At 71.0% G+C, this 14,765-nt stretch carries 14 protein-coding genes; 6 read left to right on the plus strand and 8 right to left on the minus strand.

The window, feature by feature from the left end; translation table 11 throughout:
* Positions 1 to 49: 49 nt before the first annotated feature.
* The 6 genes from ACZ5PB_RS36815 to ACZ5PB_RS36840 form a co-directional block, all read right to left on the minus strand.
* The gene (locus ACZ5PB_RS36815; RefSeq protein ID WP_468697354.1) at positions 50 to 1,249 is read right to left on the minus strand and encodes a cation:proton antiporter; all 1,200 of its coding nucleotides are present in this window, start codon (positions 1,247 to 1,249) and stop codon (positions 50 to 52) included.
* Positions 1,250 to 1,257: 8 nt separating this feature from the next.
* Positions 1,258 to 1,848: an isopentenyl-diphosphate Delta-isomerase gene (gene idi / locus ACZ5PB_RS36820; RefSeq protein WP_468697356.1), complete on the minus strand. Its 591-nt coding sequence runs from the start codon at positions 1,846 to 1,848 to the stop codon at positions 1,258 to 1,260.
* A 136-nt stretch (positions 1,849 to 1,984) separates the two neighbouring features.
* Positions 1,985 to 2,899 (minus strand): aromatic prenyltransferase, encoded by a 915-nt coding sequence (locus ACZ5PB_RS36825; RefSeq protein WP_468697358.1) that lies wholly within the window; start codon positions 2,897 to 2,899, stop codon positions 1,985 to 1,987.
* A complete protein-coding gene (locus ACZ5PB_RS36830) occupies positions 2,896 to 3,456 on the minus strand; it encodes a cupin domain-containing protein (protein WP_468697360.1) in 561 nt (186 codons plus the stop codon). The genes ACZ5PB_RS36825 and ACZ5PB_RS36830 overlap by 4 nt, the downstream gene beginning before the upstream one ends.
* A 37-nt stretch (positions 3,457 to 3,493) precedes the next feature.
* Entirely contained in the window at positions 3,494 to 4,561 is a 1,068-nt protein-coding gene (locus tag ACZ5PB_RS36835; protein WP_468697361.1) for a type III polyketide synthase, read from the minus strand.
* Between the two features lie 307 nt (positions 4,562 to 4,868).
* Positions 4,869 to 5,687 (minus strand): helix-turn-helix transcriptional regulator, encoded by an 819-nt coding sequence (locus ACZ5PB_RS36840; RefSeq protein ID WP_468697362.1) that lies wholly within the window; start codon positions 5,685 to 5,687, stop codon positions 4,869 to 4,871.
* A gap of 84 nt (positions 5,688 to 5,771) precedes the next feature.
* Here ACZ5PB_RS36840 and ilvD point away from each other — a divergent pair, with 84 nt between their 5' ends.
* From ilvD to ACZ5PB_RS36855, 3 genes are all read left to right on the plus strand, one after another.
* Positions 5,772 to 7,616 carry a dihydroxy-acid dehydratase gene (gene ilvD / locus ACZ5PB_RS36845; protein WP_468697364.1) on the plus strand — a complete coding sequence of 615 codons (1,845 nt, stop codon included), beginning with the start codon at positions 5,772 to 5,774 and terminating at the stop codon, positions 7,614 to 7,616.
* A gap of 107 nt (positions 7,617 to 7,723) precedes the next feature.
* The gene (locus ACZ5PB_RS36850) at positions 7,724 to 8,734 is read left to right on the plus strand and encodes a bile acid:sodium symporter family protein (protein WP_468697366.1); all 1,011 of its coding nucleotides are present in this window, start codon (positions 7,724 to 7,726) and stop codon (positions 8,732 to 8,734) included.
* A 42-nt stretch (positions 8,735 to 8,776) separates the two neighbouring features.
* Positions 8,777 to 9,688, plus strand: a complete 912-nt coding sequence (locus ACZ5PB_RS36855) for an NADP-dependent oxidoreductase (protein WP_468697367.1) — start codon at positions 8,777 to 8,779, stop codon at positions 9,686 to 9,688.
* Between the two features lie 36 nt (positions 9,689 to 9,724).
* Here the strand turns inward: ACZ5PB_RS36855 and ACZ5PB_RS36860 are convergent, their stop codons facing one another.
* Positions 9,725 to 11,131, minus strand: a complete 1,407-nt coding sequence (locus tag ACZ5PB_RS36860; RefSeq protein WP_468697369.1) for an NAD(P)/FAD-dependent oxidoreductase — start codon at positions 11,129 to 11,131, stop codon at positions 9,725 to 9,727.
* 229 nt (positions 11,132 to 11,360) lie between these two features.
* On the opposite strand from ACZ5PB_RS36860, the gene ACZ5PB_RS36865 reads away from it, so the two are divergent.
* A complete protein-coding gene (locus ACZ5PB_RS36865) occupies positions 11,361 to 12,605 on the plus strand; it encodes a hypothetical protein (protein ID WP_468697370.1) in 1,245 nt (414 codons plus the stop codon).
* On the opposite strand, the gene ACZ5PB_RS36870 is transcribed toward ACZ5PB_RS36865, so the two are convergent.
* Complete coding sequence (locus tag ACZ5PB_RS36870) at positions 12,562 to 13,254, minus strand: rhomboid-like protein (RefSeq protein ID WP_468697372.1); 693 nt, start codon at positions 13,252 to 13,254, stop codon at positions 12,562 to 12,564. The genes ACZ5PB_RS36865 and ACZ5PB_RS36870 overlap by 44 nt on opposite strands.
* Positions 13,255 to 13,323: 69 nt before the next feature.
* On the opposite strand from ACZ5PB_RS36870, the gene ACZ5PB_RS36875 reads away from it, so the two are divergent.
* Entirely contained in the window at positions 13,324 to 14,220 is an 897-nt protein-coding gene (locus ACZ5PB_RS36875) for an aminoglycoside phosphotransferase family protein (RefSeq protein ID WP_468697373.1), read from the plus strand.
* A gap of 58 nt (positions 14,221 to 14,278) precedes the next feature.
* Positions 14,279 to 14,749 carry a GNAT family N-acetyltransferase gene (locus ACZ5PB_RS36880; protein ID WP_468697375.1) on the plus strand — a complete coding sequence of 157 codons (471 nt, stop codon included), beginning with the start codon at positions 14,279 to 14,281 and terminating at the stop codon, positions 14,747 to 14,749.
* Positions 14,750 to 14,765: the final 16 nt, after the last annotated feature.

The raw sequence follows: 14,765 nt of genomic DNA on the forward strand, positions 1-14,765 counted from the left end.
GTGCGGTCGGCCGAGGGCCGAGGTGCGGTGGTGCTGTGGGTCGGGGGCGTCACGGTGGGACAGGGACGGCTGCCCGGCGTGATCCGTAGAGGGTGAGCAGGGGTCCGGTGGCCGCTGTGGTCAGGAGGGCCATCACGACCATGGCCGAGTAGAGCTCCTGGTTGATGAGGCCGAGCTTCATGCCGGTGGTGAGGACGATCAGCTCGGTGAGGCCCCGGGTGTTCATCAGCAGGGCCAGCAGGGCCGAGGTCTCGTGGGGCAGTCGGCAGGCCCGTGCGGCGGCGTAGGTGCCGGCCAGCTTCCCGGTCACCGCGACGAGCACGATCACGGCGAGCAGGCCCAGCGCCGCCGCGGTGACCTCCAGGTTCACCTGGAGGCCCGCGACCACGAAGTACGTGGGCAGGAAGAACCGGCTGACCAGGGAGGCCTTCTGCGCCAGCTCCCCGGTGCCCGCGATGCGCGGGGTGATCAGCCCGAACAGGAACGCCCCGAAGATGAAGTGCAGTCCGAGCAGTTCGGTGACCGCGCTGCTCGCGAGGCAGCCGCCGAACAGGCAGGCGGCCACCGTGTTCGGCGACCCCGTGGCGAGCAGCCGTCGCAGCAGCGGCGGCACGACCCACACCATCACCAGGGCGTACGGCACGACGAGCGCGGCCAGCCACGGCGTACCGCCGGTGGCACCGGTGAGCGCGACCAGCGCGGCGAGTCCGCACCAGGCGAGCACGTCGGCCACCGCGGCGACGGCCATCGCGAGCGATCCCAGTTCGGTGCCCGCGATGCCCCGGTCGACGAGGATCCTGGACAGCACAGGGAATGCCGTGACGGCCATGGCGATCCCCATGAACAGGACGAAGCCCGTCGGGTCCGGCTGCTGCCAGTAGTCCGTGAGTACGAGGGCCAGGCCGAGCATCGAGCCCAGTACGAACGGCAGCAGCAGGGAGCCCACGGCGATGCCGAGCGGTTTGCGGCCGCCGCCGCGCGCTGTGCCGCGCTGGAACTCCAGGCCGAGGCCGAACATGAAGAGGGCGACGCCGACGTTTCCGAGTCCGGTGAGCACCGGCCGGATCCCGTCGGGGATCACCACGTGGGACCACTGCCCGAGCAGGGTGGGGCCGAGCAGGATGCCGCCGAGGAGTTCGCCGATCACGGCGGGCTGTCCCAGCCGGGTGGCGAGAGCGCCGAGCAGTGCGCAGCCGGCGAGGATGAGTGCGAGGTCGAGCAGGAAGACGACGATCTGTTCGCTGGACATGGCAGGGTCTACCAGCCGCCGGGAGCCGCCAGCTTGCGGATCTCGGGGAGGGCCGCGTCGAGGACGGTGGGGAACCAGGCCGAGAAGGCCCCGTCCCGCCGCATGTCGTCGAGTTCCGACGCGGTGACGAACGCGGTCTCCGCCACTTCCTCGGAGTCGGGCCTGGCCGGCTGTGACACCAGGCCCACGAAGAGGTGGTTGAACTCCTGCTCCACCAGGCCGGATACCGGGTCGGGGTGGTTGTAGCGGACCGTTCCCGCTTCCCTGAGGAGTGCCGGGGCCAGGCCCAGTTCCTCGCTGGTGCGGCGGGTGGCCGCGAGGAAGGGGAGTTCGCCCGGGTAGGGGTGGCCGCAGCAGGTGTTCGACCACACGCCGGGGGAGTGGTACTTGCCGAGCGCCCGGCGCTGGAGCAGCATCCGGCCCTCGGTGTCGAAGAGGAACACCGAGAACGCCCGGTGGAGCCTGCCGGGGGCCTGGTGGGCCGACAGTTTCTCCGCGGTGCCGATCGTGTTGCCTTCCTCGTCCACCAATTCGAGCATCACGGGGGCCGGGGACTCACCGGTACTGGGGGCACTGGCCTCGGTCGTGCTGAGAGACATGGATTTCCTTCACATGGCAGGTCGGCGACGGGCTGGGGGAGGCGCCGGCCGACGAGCCGGGCGGACGGACTTGTCCGCCACGGGGCTCGTCGGCGTCGGCCGGGACGCACGGAACGCTCGGAACGTCCCTGCGTCCCTAGGCGGGCTGCTCCTCGGGGGCGCCGTCCAGGTGCATGGCGTCCACCAGTTCCGGCTTCCAGTAGAAGAAGGGCTCCAGCTTGTAGTACGTGCCGCGCGCGGACAGCGTCGTCGCGTAGATGCACTTGCGGTCCTCGCCGGCGAACGGGACCTCCTGGGCGAGGCGCGTGATGGTCGGGCCCAGGGTGGTGGGTACGAGGCCGGCGTCCGGGACGAGTACCGGGAAGCACGCCCGGTCGATCTCCGAGGAGTCCCAGGAGAAGGTGAAGTAGACGGCGAAGGCCGCCGCGCAGTGGGCGAGTTCGGCCTCGGTCGGCTCGGGGATGCCGAGTTCGGCGGTCAGCGCGCGGACCTTGTCCGGTGCGAACGTGCCGGCGGGCAGGCCGTCGAAGTAGATGTTGAGGGTGCGGGAGGTGTAGTCGACGGCGAAGAGGCTGGCCTTGGTGAGGCCGTAGCGGGCGAGGAGTTCGAGGTTGTCGCCGACCGCGCGCGGCATCGTCTCCAGCTTCGCGAACTCGTCGAGCGGCTGCTGGCGGCTGCTGGGGAAGAAGCACCAGATCTTCTGGAATCCGGCCGCTATCTCGAAGTCGCCGCCGGTGCCCTCGATCGGGAAGTTCTTCTTCACGTCGTGGAAGAGGCGTGCCGCGGGGTGGTCGCTGGGCTCCACCATTCCTGCGGCGAGTGCGGTTTCCAGCGGGTCGAGGTCACCCCGGTATTTGATGTACCGGTATCCGAGGAGCTTTTCGCGGCGCGTTCCGGTGGCGATCCGGAAGGCCACCGTGGAATTGGTGAATGCCTCCTCGAAGGCGGCCAGTGCGGTCTTCACCTTCTCGGATTCCAGCGGCAGTTCGAGCAGCTTTGCGGATTCCTTGATGGCGGAATGGATCTCGTCGATTCCTACGGTGGCGTTCACTTCTTGCTCTCCTCGGCTCGGGGTCCGTTGTCGCCCGGCTGCGGGCGCTCGAAACGGAGGGGGGTGATCTGGTTGACGTCGTACCGCTTGCGCATGTCCTCCACGGCCGAGGCGTCCACCGTCGTGCCGCGGGACCAGATCTCCGCGATTTCTTCGAAGTACTGCTCGTGGTCCGGTGAGGGGAAGCTCTGGAAAAGCATCTTCACCGGTTTGTCCGTCGCATTGCGGAATGCGTGCGGGGTGCCGGGGGGAACGAACATGCAGCTTCCCTCGACGGCGCGTACGGCCCGGTCGCCCTTGGGGGATTTCCAGTGGTGCCAGGTGTCGGGCGTGCGCTCGACGGGCTCGAAACAGAGGACTTCGAGCTCGCCTTGAAGGACGTAGAAGAATTCCTGGGACTCGGTGTGCACGTGTGCCCCGACGTCGAATCCGGGCGGTACGACCACCTCGAAGATCGACATGGACGAGCCCATTTCGTGGGTGGCCTTGAAGGTGACTTCCTGTGCCGGGGTGACCAGCTTGCGGCCCGCGCCCGGCGGGAGGATGAGATCGGTCATGTGCTTGTCGCCTGTCGCCTGTCGCCTTTCCGGTCTCTCAGCGGGCTGCCGGGACGGTGCCGTCGCTCCAGCGGCCGAGGGCCATCTCGGCGGTGATGCCGGGGCCGAAGCCCGCGATGAGGCCGGTGGCGCCGGCGTCCGGGGTGGCCTCCTCGAACAGCCGCCGGGCCGCGTCGAGGACCACCGCGCTGGCGATGTTCCCGTACTCGGTGAGCGTCGCCCAGCTGTGCCGGAAGACCGTGCGGTCGACGCCGAGGTACTTGGCGAGGTCGTCCAGGATGCGCGGGCCACCGGCGTGGACGAGGTAGAAGTCCAGGTCACCGGCGTCCCAGCCGTGGCCGGACGCGAGGTCGCGGAGTACCGGAGCGAGCGGCTCCATGGTGCCGGGGACGCGGCGGTCGAGCTGGAAGTGGAAGCCGGTGTCGCGGACGGCGTAGGAGATCCAGTCCTCGGTGTTGGGGATGATGTAGGCGGCGTTGCGCTCCAGGGCGATGCCCGTTCCGCCGGTGCCGCGCACCACGGCGGCGGCGACCGCGTCACCGAAGAGGCCGTCGGAGAGCAGCGAGCCGACGTCGTCCGCGTCGGGCTGGTAGCACAGCGAGCACAGTTCGCAGGAGACGATGAGGACGTTGCTGCCGGGGTGGGCGGCGCAGAAGTCCTGGGCCCGGTTGATCGCGGAGCCGCCTGCCGCACAGCCCAGCTGGGCGATGGGTATCTGCCGCGTGTCGTAACGGAATCCCATGGAGTTGATCAGCCAGGCGGTCATCGACGGCATCATGAATCCGGTGCACGACACGTAGATGATGGCATCGATGTCGGAGGCCCGGAGCTGGGCGTTGCCGAGGGCGTTCTCGATGACTTCCGGGCAGCGCTTCTTCGATTCCATCTCGAAGATGCGGTTGCGTTCCTCGAATCCCGGGTGGCTCAGCGTCCTCTCGATCGGCTGGACCAGGTGGCGCTTCTGCACACCGGTGTTCTCTATCAGCCTTAGTGCCAGGGCGAGTTGGGGCTTCCCCGCATGTGCTTTGGCGGCGAACTCCAGGGTCTCTTCCATGGTGATGACGTACTCGGGTACGGCGACGGCGGGGCGGCAGAGGACGGCCAATTGAGTCTCCTTGAATCAACTCCAGTTCATGGCAGGGCGATTCGCGGACGCGATCGATCCCCGTCATGGGTGGCAGGAGGTGAGATGTTCGGCGGCGGGCCGGCCGAACCGGGCGTTTGCTGCGCACATTCCTGTTGCCGGTACGCACAACGCCGGGCGTACCGATTCAACGACGAGAGGGGGAGAACACCTTCCGCATTGCGCAACTGTCGCCCACGGCATGACCGTTCCCCCCGGCGCGGTGTGGATCGTTCATCACGGGAGGCGGTGGTGTCAAGCGTAAAAGATCTTTATGGGCGCGGGCTTTTCAGGAGGATTCCGACCTCTCGGGTGCCTGTGCCGGTGTGTAGACGACCACGTAGAGGTCGGGGTGGTCGGCGGGAGCGAGGCGGTGGTGCTCGAAGTAGCACGGGCCCGACGTGGGGTGGTCGAAGGCACGCAGCCGGGAGGTGAAGCCCTCGATGTGGTGGTCCTGCCAGGCGTCCCGGAACTCCGGGCTCGTCTCCAGCAGCCGCTGTACGGCGGGGGAGTGGGCGAGGTCGCCGACCCTCGGTCCCGCCTCGGCGCGGAACTCGGCGAGGAACCGACGGCTCGTCACCTCCCAGTCCGGCAGGAGGTCACGGACGTAGGGATCGGTGAACACCAGCCACAGGAGGTTGCGTTCGGCCGGGTCCACGGTGGCCACGTTCGGGTACAGGTCGAGGTACGCGGCGTTCCAGCCGGTGATCGTCCAGTCCGGGGCGATGGCGTACGCGGGGAAGCCGGCGAGCGCGTCGAGGAGCCGCTGCACGTGGTCGGGCGCGGTGTGCTCGGTGGGCCGGGACTGCTCGGGGGCGGGTGCGTACCCGGCGAGCGACAGCACGTACCCGTGCTCGGCCGGGGACAGGCGCAGGGTGCGGGCCAGGGCGTTCAGCACGTCCCGGGAGGGCTGGATGTCGCGGCCCTGCTCCAGCCACGTGTACCAGGTGGCGCTCACCTGGGAGAGCGTGGCGACCTCCTCGCGGCGCAGGCCGCCGCGGCGGCGCGGTCCGGCGGGCGGCAGGCCGACCTCGGTCGGGTCGAGCCGGGAACGGCTGGCGCGCAGGAAGCCGCCCAGTTCCTTCCTTCGCTCTCCTGCTGATCCCATGCACGCAGGATAAGTGCTGGTAGTGGGAGTGCCAGTAGTCAGGGCGTCTTCCTGCGGGGGCCCGGTTCCGTGAACATGCGGGACATGCCGCAGATGAGATCCCGCACTGTCACCCACGGCCGGAACATGGCCGGCGCGCGCGCCCTGATGCGCGCCTCCGGCGTTCCCGGCAAGGACATCGGCGTCAAGCCGGTGGTCGCGGTGGCCAACAGCTTCGCCGAGTTCGTGCCCGGCCACACGCACCTCCAGCCGGTGGGCCGGATCGTCAGCGAGGCGGTGCGCGAAGCGGGCGGTATCGCCCGGGAGTTCAACACCATCGCGGTTGACGACGGCATCGCGATGGGGCACTTCGGGATGCTGTACTCGCTGCCCTCCCGCGAACTGATCGCGGACTCCATCGAGTACATGGTCCAGGCGCACTGCGCGGACGCGCTGGTCTGCATCTCCAACTGCGACAAGATCACGCCGGGCATGCTGATGGCCGCGCTGCGCCTGAACATCCCCACCGTGTTCGTCTCCGGCGGCCCCATGGAGGGCGGCCGGGCGGTCATGGCCGACGGCACGGTCCGTTCCGGGCTCACCCTGGTCAACACCATCACCGAAGCGGTCAACCCGGCGGTCTCCGACGCCGACATGGAGTCCATCGAGGAGTCGGCCTGCCCGACCTGCGGCTCCTGCGCCGGAATGTTCACCGCCAACTCCATGAACTGCCTCGTCGAGGCGCTCGGCCTCGCACTGCCCGGCAACGGCACCACCCTGGCCACCCACACCGCCCGCAAGTCGCTCTACGAGCAGGCCGGACGTACGGTCGTGGACCTGGCCGGCCGGTACTACGGCAAGGACGACGCCTCCGTCCTGCCTCGCGCGGTCGCCTCCCGGGCCGCCTTCGACAACGCGATGGCCCTCGATCTGGCCATGGGCGGCTCGACCAACACCGTGCTGCACCTGCTGGCCGCCGCCCACGAGGCCGAACTCGACTACCGGCTCCCGGACATCGAGCAGCGCTCGCGCGAGGTCCCCTGCCTTTGCAAGGTGGCCCCCAGCAGCGACTACCTGATGGAGGACGTGCACCGGGCGGGCGGCATCCCCGCCCTCCTGGGCGAGCTGAACCGTGCCGGACTGCTGCGCACCGACGTGCACGCCGTCCACGCCGACTCGCTCGACGCGTGGCTCTCCGACTGGGACGTCCGCGCCCCGTCGCCGCTGCCCGAGGCGGTCGACCTCTTCCACGCGGCCCCCGGCGGCGTCCGCTCCTCGGCCGCCTTCTCCCAGTCCGCCCGCTGGGACTCCCTCGACGTGGACGCCGCCACCGGCTGCATCCGCGACCGCGCCCACGCCTTCTCCGAGGACGGCGGCCTCGCCGTCCTGCGCGGCAACCTCGCCCCGGACGGCGCGGTGGTCAAGTCCGCGGGCGTCGCCGACGGCATGACCGTCTTCACCGGCCGGGCCGTGGTCACCGACTCGCAGGAGGAGGCCTGCGAGGCGATCCTCTCCGGGCGGGTGGAGCCCGGCAGCGTCCTGGTGATCCGGTACGAGGGACCGCGCGGCGGCCCCGGCATGCAGGAGATGCTCTACCCCACGGCCTACCTCAAGGGGCGGGGCCTGGCCGAGACGGTGGCGGTCGTCACCGACGGCCGCTTCTCCGGCGGCAGTTCGGGTCTCTCGGTCGGCCACGTCTCGCCCGAGTCGGCCGCCGGGGGCCCGCTCGCCCTCGTCGTCGACGGCGACCTGATCACGGTCGACATCCCGGGCCGGGGCCTCGGCCTGGAGGTGCCCGAGCCGGAACTGGCCGAGCGCCGCGCCGACCGCGACCGCACGGGCTACCGCCCGGTCCGCGCCGAACGCCCGGTGACGACGGCGCTGCGCGCCTACGCGGCCTGGGCCCAGTCGGCGGACACGGGCGCGGTGCGCGCGGTGCCGGTCGACTGACCATCCGACGTACGAACCCCACCAGGACCGGACGCCCTCCCGCACGCCAGCACGTGTGGCGGCCTGGTGGCGGGTCGCCGGATCAGCCGCATCAGGAGGAACCGTTCATGGACAACCTTCGGACTCCGGTCCCGTCCGGCCCTGTTGCCGACGAGAACGTCGGTACCGAGCGCACGGCCCGGCTCGCCGTCACCGTTTTTCCGCTGCTGGTGCTCGTGGCCGGCGGGGTCGGCCTCGCCGCGCCGTCGGCGTTCGCCGGGGGGAAGCCGGCCATCCCGTACCTCCTCGGCCTGATCATGTTCTGTATGGGGCTGACGATGACGTCGGCCGACTTCCGGAGCGTGGCCAAACGGCCCTGGGCGGTCGGTCTCGGGCTGGTCGCCCATTACGTGATCATGCCGGGGCTGGGATGGGTCATCGCTCAAGTCCTCGACCTCTCGCCGGAGTTGGCGGTGGGCGTGATCCTCGTCGGCTGTGCCCCCAGCGGTACGGCGTCCAACGTCGTCACCTTCCTGGCCCGCGGCGACGTCGCGCTGTCGATGTCCGTGGCGACCGTCTCCACCGTCATCGCCCCGCTCGTGATGCCCTTCCTGGTGCTGCTGCTCGCCGGGCACATCCTGGACGTCGAGGCCGGGGCGATGGTCTGGGACATCATGAAGACCGTCCTGATCCCGGTCTTCGCCGGACTGCTCGTGCGCAAGCTGGCCGCCGGGGCGATACGCCGCTGTCTGCCCGCGCTGCCCTGGCTGTCGGCGGTCGTCGTCGGAGTGATCGTCCTGATCGTGGTGGCCGCCAGCGCTTCCGCGCTCAAGGAGGCGGCGGCCGTCGTCCTGCTCGCGGTGGTCCTGCACAACGGCCTCGGCCTCGCACTCGGCTACGCGGCGGGCCGGGCCGCCCGGCTGGAACCCGCGGCCAGCCGTGCGATGGCCTTCGAGGTGGGCATGCAGAACTCCGGGCTCGCCGCCTCGCTGGCCGCGTCGTACTTCTCGCCGCTGTCGGCGCTCCCGGCCGCGGTCTTCTCGGTCTGGCACAACCTGTCCGGTGCGCTGGTCGCCGCCTGGATGAACCGGCGCAGCAAGCAGCTCGACGCCGCCCCCCAGCGGACCAGCACGTCCTGAAGCCCCCCTGTATCCCCCCACGCTCCGAAAGTCACAGGCACAGTGAAAGTCCAACTCCTCACCGCGTTCGGCGGCGCCGGCAATTTCGAGCTGGCCGCCCTCCCCACCCCCGTCCCGGCGCCCGGACAGGTTCTGGTGCGTACCGCCGCCATCGGGATCAACAGCCTGGAGTGGAAGATCCGCAGCGGAGAGCTGCGGGACGCGTTCCCCACGCCGCTCCCCGCCGTGCTCGGCAAGGAGATCGCGGGGACCGTCGAGGCCCTGGGGCCCGGGACGACCGGGGTGTCGGTCGGCGACCGGGTGGCGGGCTTCTCCCACACCGGTGGTTACGCCGAGTACTGCGCGGTCCGCGCCGAAGCTCTCGCGGTCCTGCCGGACGGGGTGTCCTTCGAGACCGCGGCCAGCCTGCCCGTCGCCGTGGAGACGGCGACCCGGGGCATCGACGCCCTAGGCGTCCTGCCGGGCTGGACGGTGGTGGTCAACGGGGCCGCCGGCACGGTGGGCGGCGCCGCCGTCCAGCTCCTCGCCGCCCGGGGTGTGACGGTCATCGGTACGGCCTCCGAGCCCAACCACGGCCACGTCAGGTCCCTGGGTGCCGTACCCGTCCCGTACGGCGACGGAGTGGAGGAGCGGATCCGTGCGCTGGCTCCGCACGGTGTCGACGCGGTCTACGACGCGGCGGGCCATGGCTTCGCGGCCGTCGCCGTCCGGCTGACCGGCGATCCGGAGCGCGTCCTGACGATCGCCGGATTCGAGGACGCCTCGCTCGGCGTACGGACCTCCACGGGCAGCCGCACCCCGACCGCGGAACCGCTCGGCCCGGTGCTCGGCATGGTGGCGGCGGGCACGTTCCACAGCCGTATCGACAGCTCCTTCCCCTTCTCCGACCTCCCGGCCGCGCACACCCACGGCGAGCGCGGCCGGCTCCGGGGGAAGATCCTCCTTTACGTGTGAGTGGCTGACGTGTGAGTGGTCCGACGCGTGAGTGGCTCAGCGGCCCGCGATGCGGTCGGCGACGCGGGCGATGGGGTCGGTCCTCGGTGAGCGGCCGGTCAGCTCGCGCCGGTCGGCCTCGCGGTAGGCGGCGTACATGCCCTGGACGCCCAGCCAGCGGAAGGGTTCGGGTTCCCACTTGCGGACCTTGTGGTTGACCCAGGGCAGCGAGGTCAGCCCGGTGTCGCCGCCCTGGCCGCTGTCCTGGAGGAAGAGGTCGCGCAGGGTGCGGGCGGCGAGGTTGGTGGTGGCGACGCCGGAGCCGACGTAGCCGCCCGCCCAGCCGAGTCCGGTCGTACGGTCCAGGGTGACGGTCGCGCACCAGTCGCGCGGGACGCCCAGGACGCCGGACCAGGCGTGTGCGACGCGGGTGCCGGCCAGCGCGGGGAAGAAGCGGACCAGGATCTCGCGTAGCGCGGTGACGGTCGCGGCCTGGGTGCGGCCGTCGTTGTCGGTGCGGGAGCCGAAGCGGTACGGGACGCCCCGCCCGCCCAGCGCGATGCGGTCGTCGGCGGTGCGCTGGGCGTACATATAGGCGTGCGCCATGTCGCCGAGGTTCTCGCGGCCCTCCCAGCCGATGGTCTGCCAGCGGGACTCCGGGATCGGGTCGGTGACGATCATCGAGCTGTTCATGGGGAGCCAGTCGCGCTTCTGGCCCTTGAGGTTCGGGGTGAAGCCCTCGGTGCAGCGCAGGATGTACGGGGCGCGGACCGTGCCGTACGGGGTGCGGGCGCGCTTGGGCTCGATGGCGGTGACGGGCGTGGACTCGTGGATGGTCACGCCCAGGGCCTCGACCGTGTCCGCCAGGCCCTTGGCGAGTTTGGCGGGGTGCAGCCGGGCGCCGTGCGGGCTCCAGGTGGAGCCGACCGCTCCGGCGACCCGGATCCGGGCGGCGGTGTCGCGGGCGCCGAGCAGCAGCCGGTCCTTCTCACCGAAGGCGACCTCGGCGGCGTGGAACTGCTTGAGGCGGCCGAACTGGGCCGGTGTGTAGGCGACTTCGAGTACGCCGCCCCGGTGGATGTCGGCCTCGATGCCTTCTGCGGAGGCGGTGTCGATGACCTCGGTGACCGTGTCGTTCATGGCCTGCTGGAGGCGGGCGGCGGCCTCGTGGCCGTGCAGCGCGGCGTAGCGGTCGCGGCCCGCGATGCCGTTGTAGAGCCAGCCGCCGTTGCGGCCCGAGGCCCCGTAACCGCAGAACTTCGCTTCCAGGACGGTGATGTTGAGGAAGGGGACGGCCTTCTTCAGGTAGTACGCCGTCCAGAGGCCCGTGTATCCGCCGCCGACGATGCAGATGTCCGCGGTGGCATCGCCGGGGAGGGGCTCGCGGGGGGCGGGTATGCCCTCGTCGGCGTACCAGAAGGAGATGCCGCCGTTGGTGGTGGGGGCGTGGGGGGTGCTGCTCATGGTGGCCTTCGTCCTGGGTGGCTTGAGGCTGTGGGTGCTGGGTGCTGGGTGCTGGCTTCGTGGCTGCTCAGGGGTGGTTCGGGGACGCTAGCGGGCGGGGGTGGGGCGGGGCAATGGGCGGATCGGTGGGTGTGGGGGGCCTGGGTCTCGACGGACTGTCGGGGGCGGCGGGGGTGTCCGGGGTGTTCGCGGGCGCGACCTGGGGGGTGGTACGGGCGTTGGGTGGGGTGTGACTGATGTTCTGTTCCTGCCGCCGCAGGCCGTGCCGTTGACCGTCCCCTCCGACTTCGAGGGGCTGGTGCTGAGACCGGAGCGGGTCGAGCGGGTCGGTGACCAGCGGTGGCTGGTGTGGGTGAGTGCGGACCAGCTGACCGGGTGGGACTGGCAAGGGGGCAGGCGGGGGTTCCTCGGCGGGAGCGCGGCCAACGGTGAGTTGGCCGACCTCTTGTGGGAGCGGCCGTGGGACTTCGGGGTGGTGGGCTCCGTGGTGCTGAGCGCGGAGCTGGTGCGGTGGGACCCGGCGGGGACGCGGAACCGGGGTGTGGTGCGTATCGCGGTGCCCGAAGTGCTGGACGGCGTACAGCGGTTGGGGGTGCTGGAGCGGGCCTTCGCGGACGGGATGCCGGTGGAGGGGCTGCGCCAGTCGGTGGTGCGGCTGGAGGTGGTGACGGGGCCCGCGGTGGACGTGGTGCGCGGGGAGCTGGACGCGGAGGATCGCAGGCGCAATGCCGCGACCGCGCAGGACGAGCTCGTACGGGACCCGAACCTGCTGCGGGTGATGCGGCAATTCCGGGCGGACGGCGTGCGGTTCGCGGTACGGAGAGGCGAGGCGCGGGAGCCGTACGGGGAGAGTGGTGCGGGTGCGGCCTGCGTGACGGTCGAGGAGGCGACGGCGGCCCTCGCCTGCCTCGCGCCGGGCGCACGCCTGGAGGTGGCGCACGCGGCGGGCACGGCGGAGGGCCGTGAACGGTTGTGGGCGGAGCGGGACGGGGCGGCGTACCGGACGGTGTTCAACGAGAACACGGAGGCGGTGGGGGTGCTCCGGGCGGTGATGATCGCCCGCGAGGTACGGGAGGTGGTGGCCCGGCTGGCCCGTGGCAAGAGGTACGGGCATGCGCATCTGTGGCGCGATGTGCCGCAGTTGGTGGTGTGGGCGGTGGGGCGCAGGCTGCCGGTGGTGGAGCTGCACCGGGAGGGGCGGGGTGCGGGGGCGGTCGACTGGGACGTGGTGGTGCGGGAGCGGCTGGCGGGGCTGACGGCGGAGGTGGCGGAGGAGCTGCGCCGGGCGTACGAGGAGGTCAGGCCGACGGGGGAGGGTGAGCGGCGGGCGCGGTTGCGGCATGAGGTGGTGCGGGGGCTGGAGTTCTGGGGGGAAGTGATGGAGGCGTACGAGGCCAGAGGGCTCAGAAGGGCCAGTGGGGTCAGAGGGGTCAGTGGGGCTGGCGGGCCCGCCCCCGTCCCCGCCCCCGAGTGAGCGGGTAGCAGGCCAGGCCGATCAGTACGGCGGTGAAGTGGCCGATGTCGGTGAAGGTGCGCCCGCTCACCAGCGGGAGCGCGTAGAAGGTGAGCACCCCGAAGGCATAGGCGTACCGCCAGGGGGTGGGGATGCGGTACGTGAGGACGGCCACCACTCCGGCGAGTGCGTAACTGACGCCCACATCAAGGGTGTTGACCGCACTCGCCGGTGCCATCCCGTGCCGGATCGCCCAGAGCAGCACGCCCTCGCTGAGGTAGGTGGCTCCGACGTGCGCGATCGCCACGACCCCGAACCAGCGCAGGGTGCCGAGCCAGCGTTCGGCGGGCGCGTGGAACACGGAGTAGAGGACGACGTAGAAGAGCCAGCCGCCGCCGTCGGTCCAGAGCGCAGAGGAGATCAGGACGTGGACGGGGTCCTCGGCCAGGTGGTGGATGTTGGTGGAGCGCTGCCGGAGGAACTCGTCGGTGAAGGCAGGGTCCATGTGGCGCACGGCGACGGTGGTGAGGAAGAGGAGCAGGAGCCAGAGGTGGGTGGCGGGGGCGGAGCGCAGGTACCGCCGGACGGCGCGGCCGGTGCGCTTGACGGGCGTGGATGTGGACGGGGAAGGGGGCGGGGACGCGGACGTGGATGCGGACGCGGGGGACATGGGGTGGATTGTCCCGGTTCGTGGGAAAAGGCATGCGGTGGGCCGCGCCGGAAAAGTAGGGTCGGCCGGGTGATCGACATCGAGATTCCGGCGGAGCTCGCCGACACGCAGATCCGGTACGAGGGAGAGGCGGGGCGCGCGTTCATCGAGTCGCTCCCCGGGCTGGCGGCGGAGATGCTGGCCCGCTGGGAGCTGACGGTCGACGGGCCTTCGATGCACGGGATGGCGGCGCTCGTCCTGCCCGTACACCGCGCGGACGGCACTCCCGCCGCCCTGAAGTTGCAGGCGCTCAACGAGGAGAGTGCCGGGGAGGCCGACGCGCTGCTGGCCTGGGCGGACCTGGGCGCCGTGCACGTACTGGACCACGCGCCCGAGAACGGGTCGCTGCTCCTGGAGCGCCTCGACTCCACCCGTTCGCTCGACGACGAGCCGGATGCGCGGCAGGGCGTACTGACCATCGCGGGGATGCTCGCGCGCTTCCACGCCGTACCCGCGCCCGCCGGGATGCGGCGGCTCGGCGACATCGCGGCGCGGATGGTCGCGGACACGCCGGACGCGCTGCGGCACGTCGCCGATCCGGCCGAACGGCGGCTGGTCGCCGACTGTGCGGCGGCCGTACGGGAGGTCATGGGCGAGCCCGGTGAGGCGCTGCTCCACTGGGACCTGCACTTCGAGAACGTGCTCGCCGGGCGGGGCGGCTGGGTCGCCATCGACCCCAAGCCGCTCGTCGGCGACCCGGGCTTCGACCTGTGGCCGGCCCTCAACAACCGTTTCGACCCGGCCGACGTGCGGTGGCGCTTCGACGCGATGACCGAGGTGATGGGGCTGGACCGGGAGCGGGCGAAGGCGTGGACCCTGGGGCGGATCCTGCAGAACGCGCTGTGGAGCGTGGAGGACGATGAGGGGCTGGACGAGGACGACCTGATGGTGGCCGGGCTGCTGCTCGGGGGCCTGTCCGGCAGTTGAGCAGGCGTGCGGTGGGTCCGGCTACCCTGCCGCCATGATTCGCCCCGTGATTCACCCCATGATTCGCCCTGCCACCGTGGACGACCTGCCCGAAATCCTGGCCATGATCAGTGAGTTGGCCGAGTACGAGAAGGCCCTCGACGAGGTCCGCGTCACCGAGGAGCAGCTGCGCGCCGCCCTCTTCGGGCCGAGCCCCGCCGCGTACGCGCACATCGCCGAGTCCCCGGACGGGAGGGTCGTCGGCTACTCGGTCTGGTTCCTGAGCTTCTCGACCTGGCGCGGGGTGCACGGGATCTACCTGGAGGACCTGTACGTACGGCCCACAGAGCGCGGCGGCGGGTACGGCAAGGCGCTGCTGACGGAGCTGGCCCGTACCTGCGTACAGCGCGGGTACCAGCGGCTGGAGTGGTCGGTGCTCAAGTGGAACCGGCCCTCCATCGACTTCTACGAGGCGCTGGGCGCGCGTCCGCAGGACGAGTGGGACGTGTACCGGCTTACCGACAACGCACTGAAGGAGCTGGGCAGTTGATGTTCCGTCAGGGTGG

It is taken from the genome of Streptomyces sp. NPDC032721, from assembly GCF_055579625.1.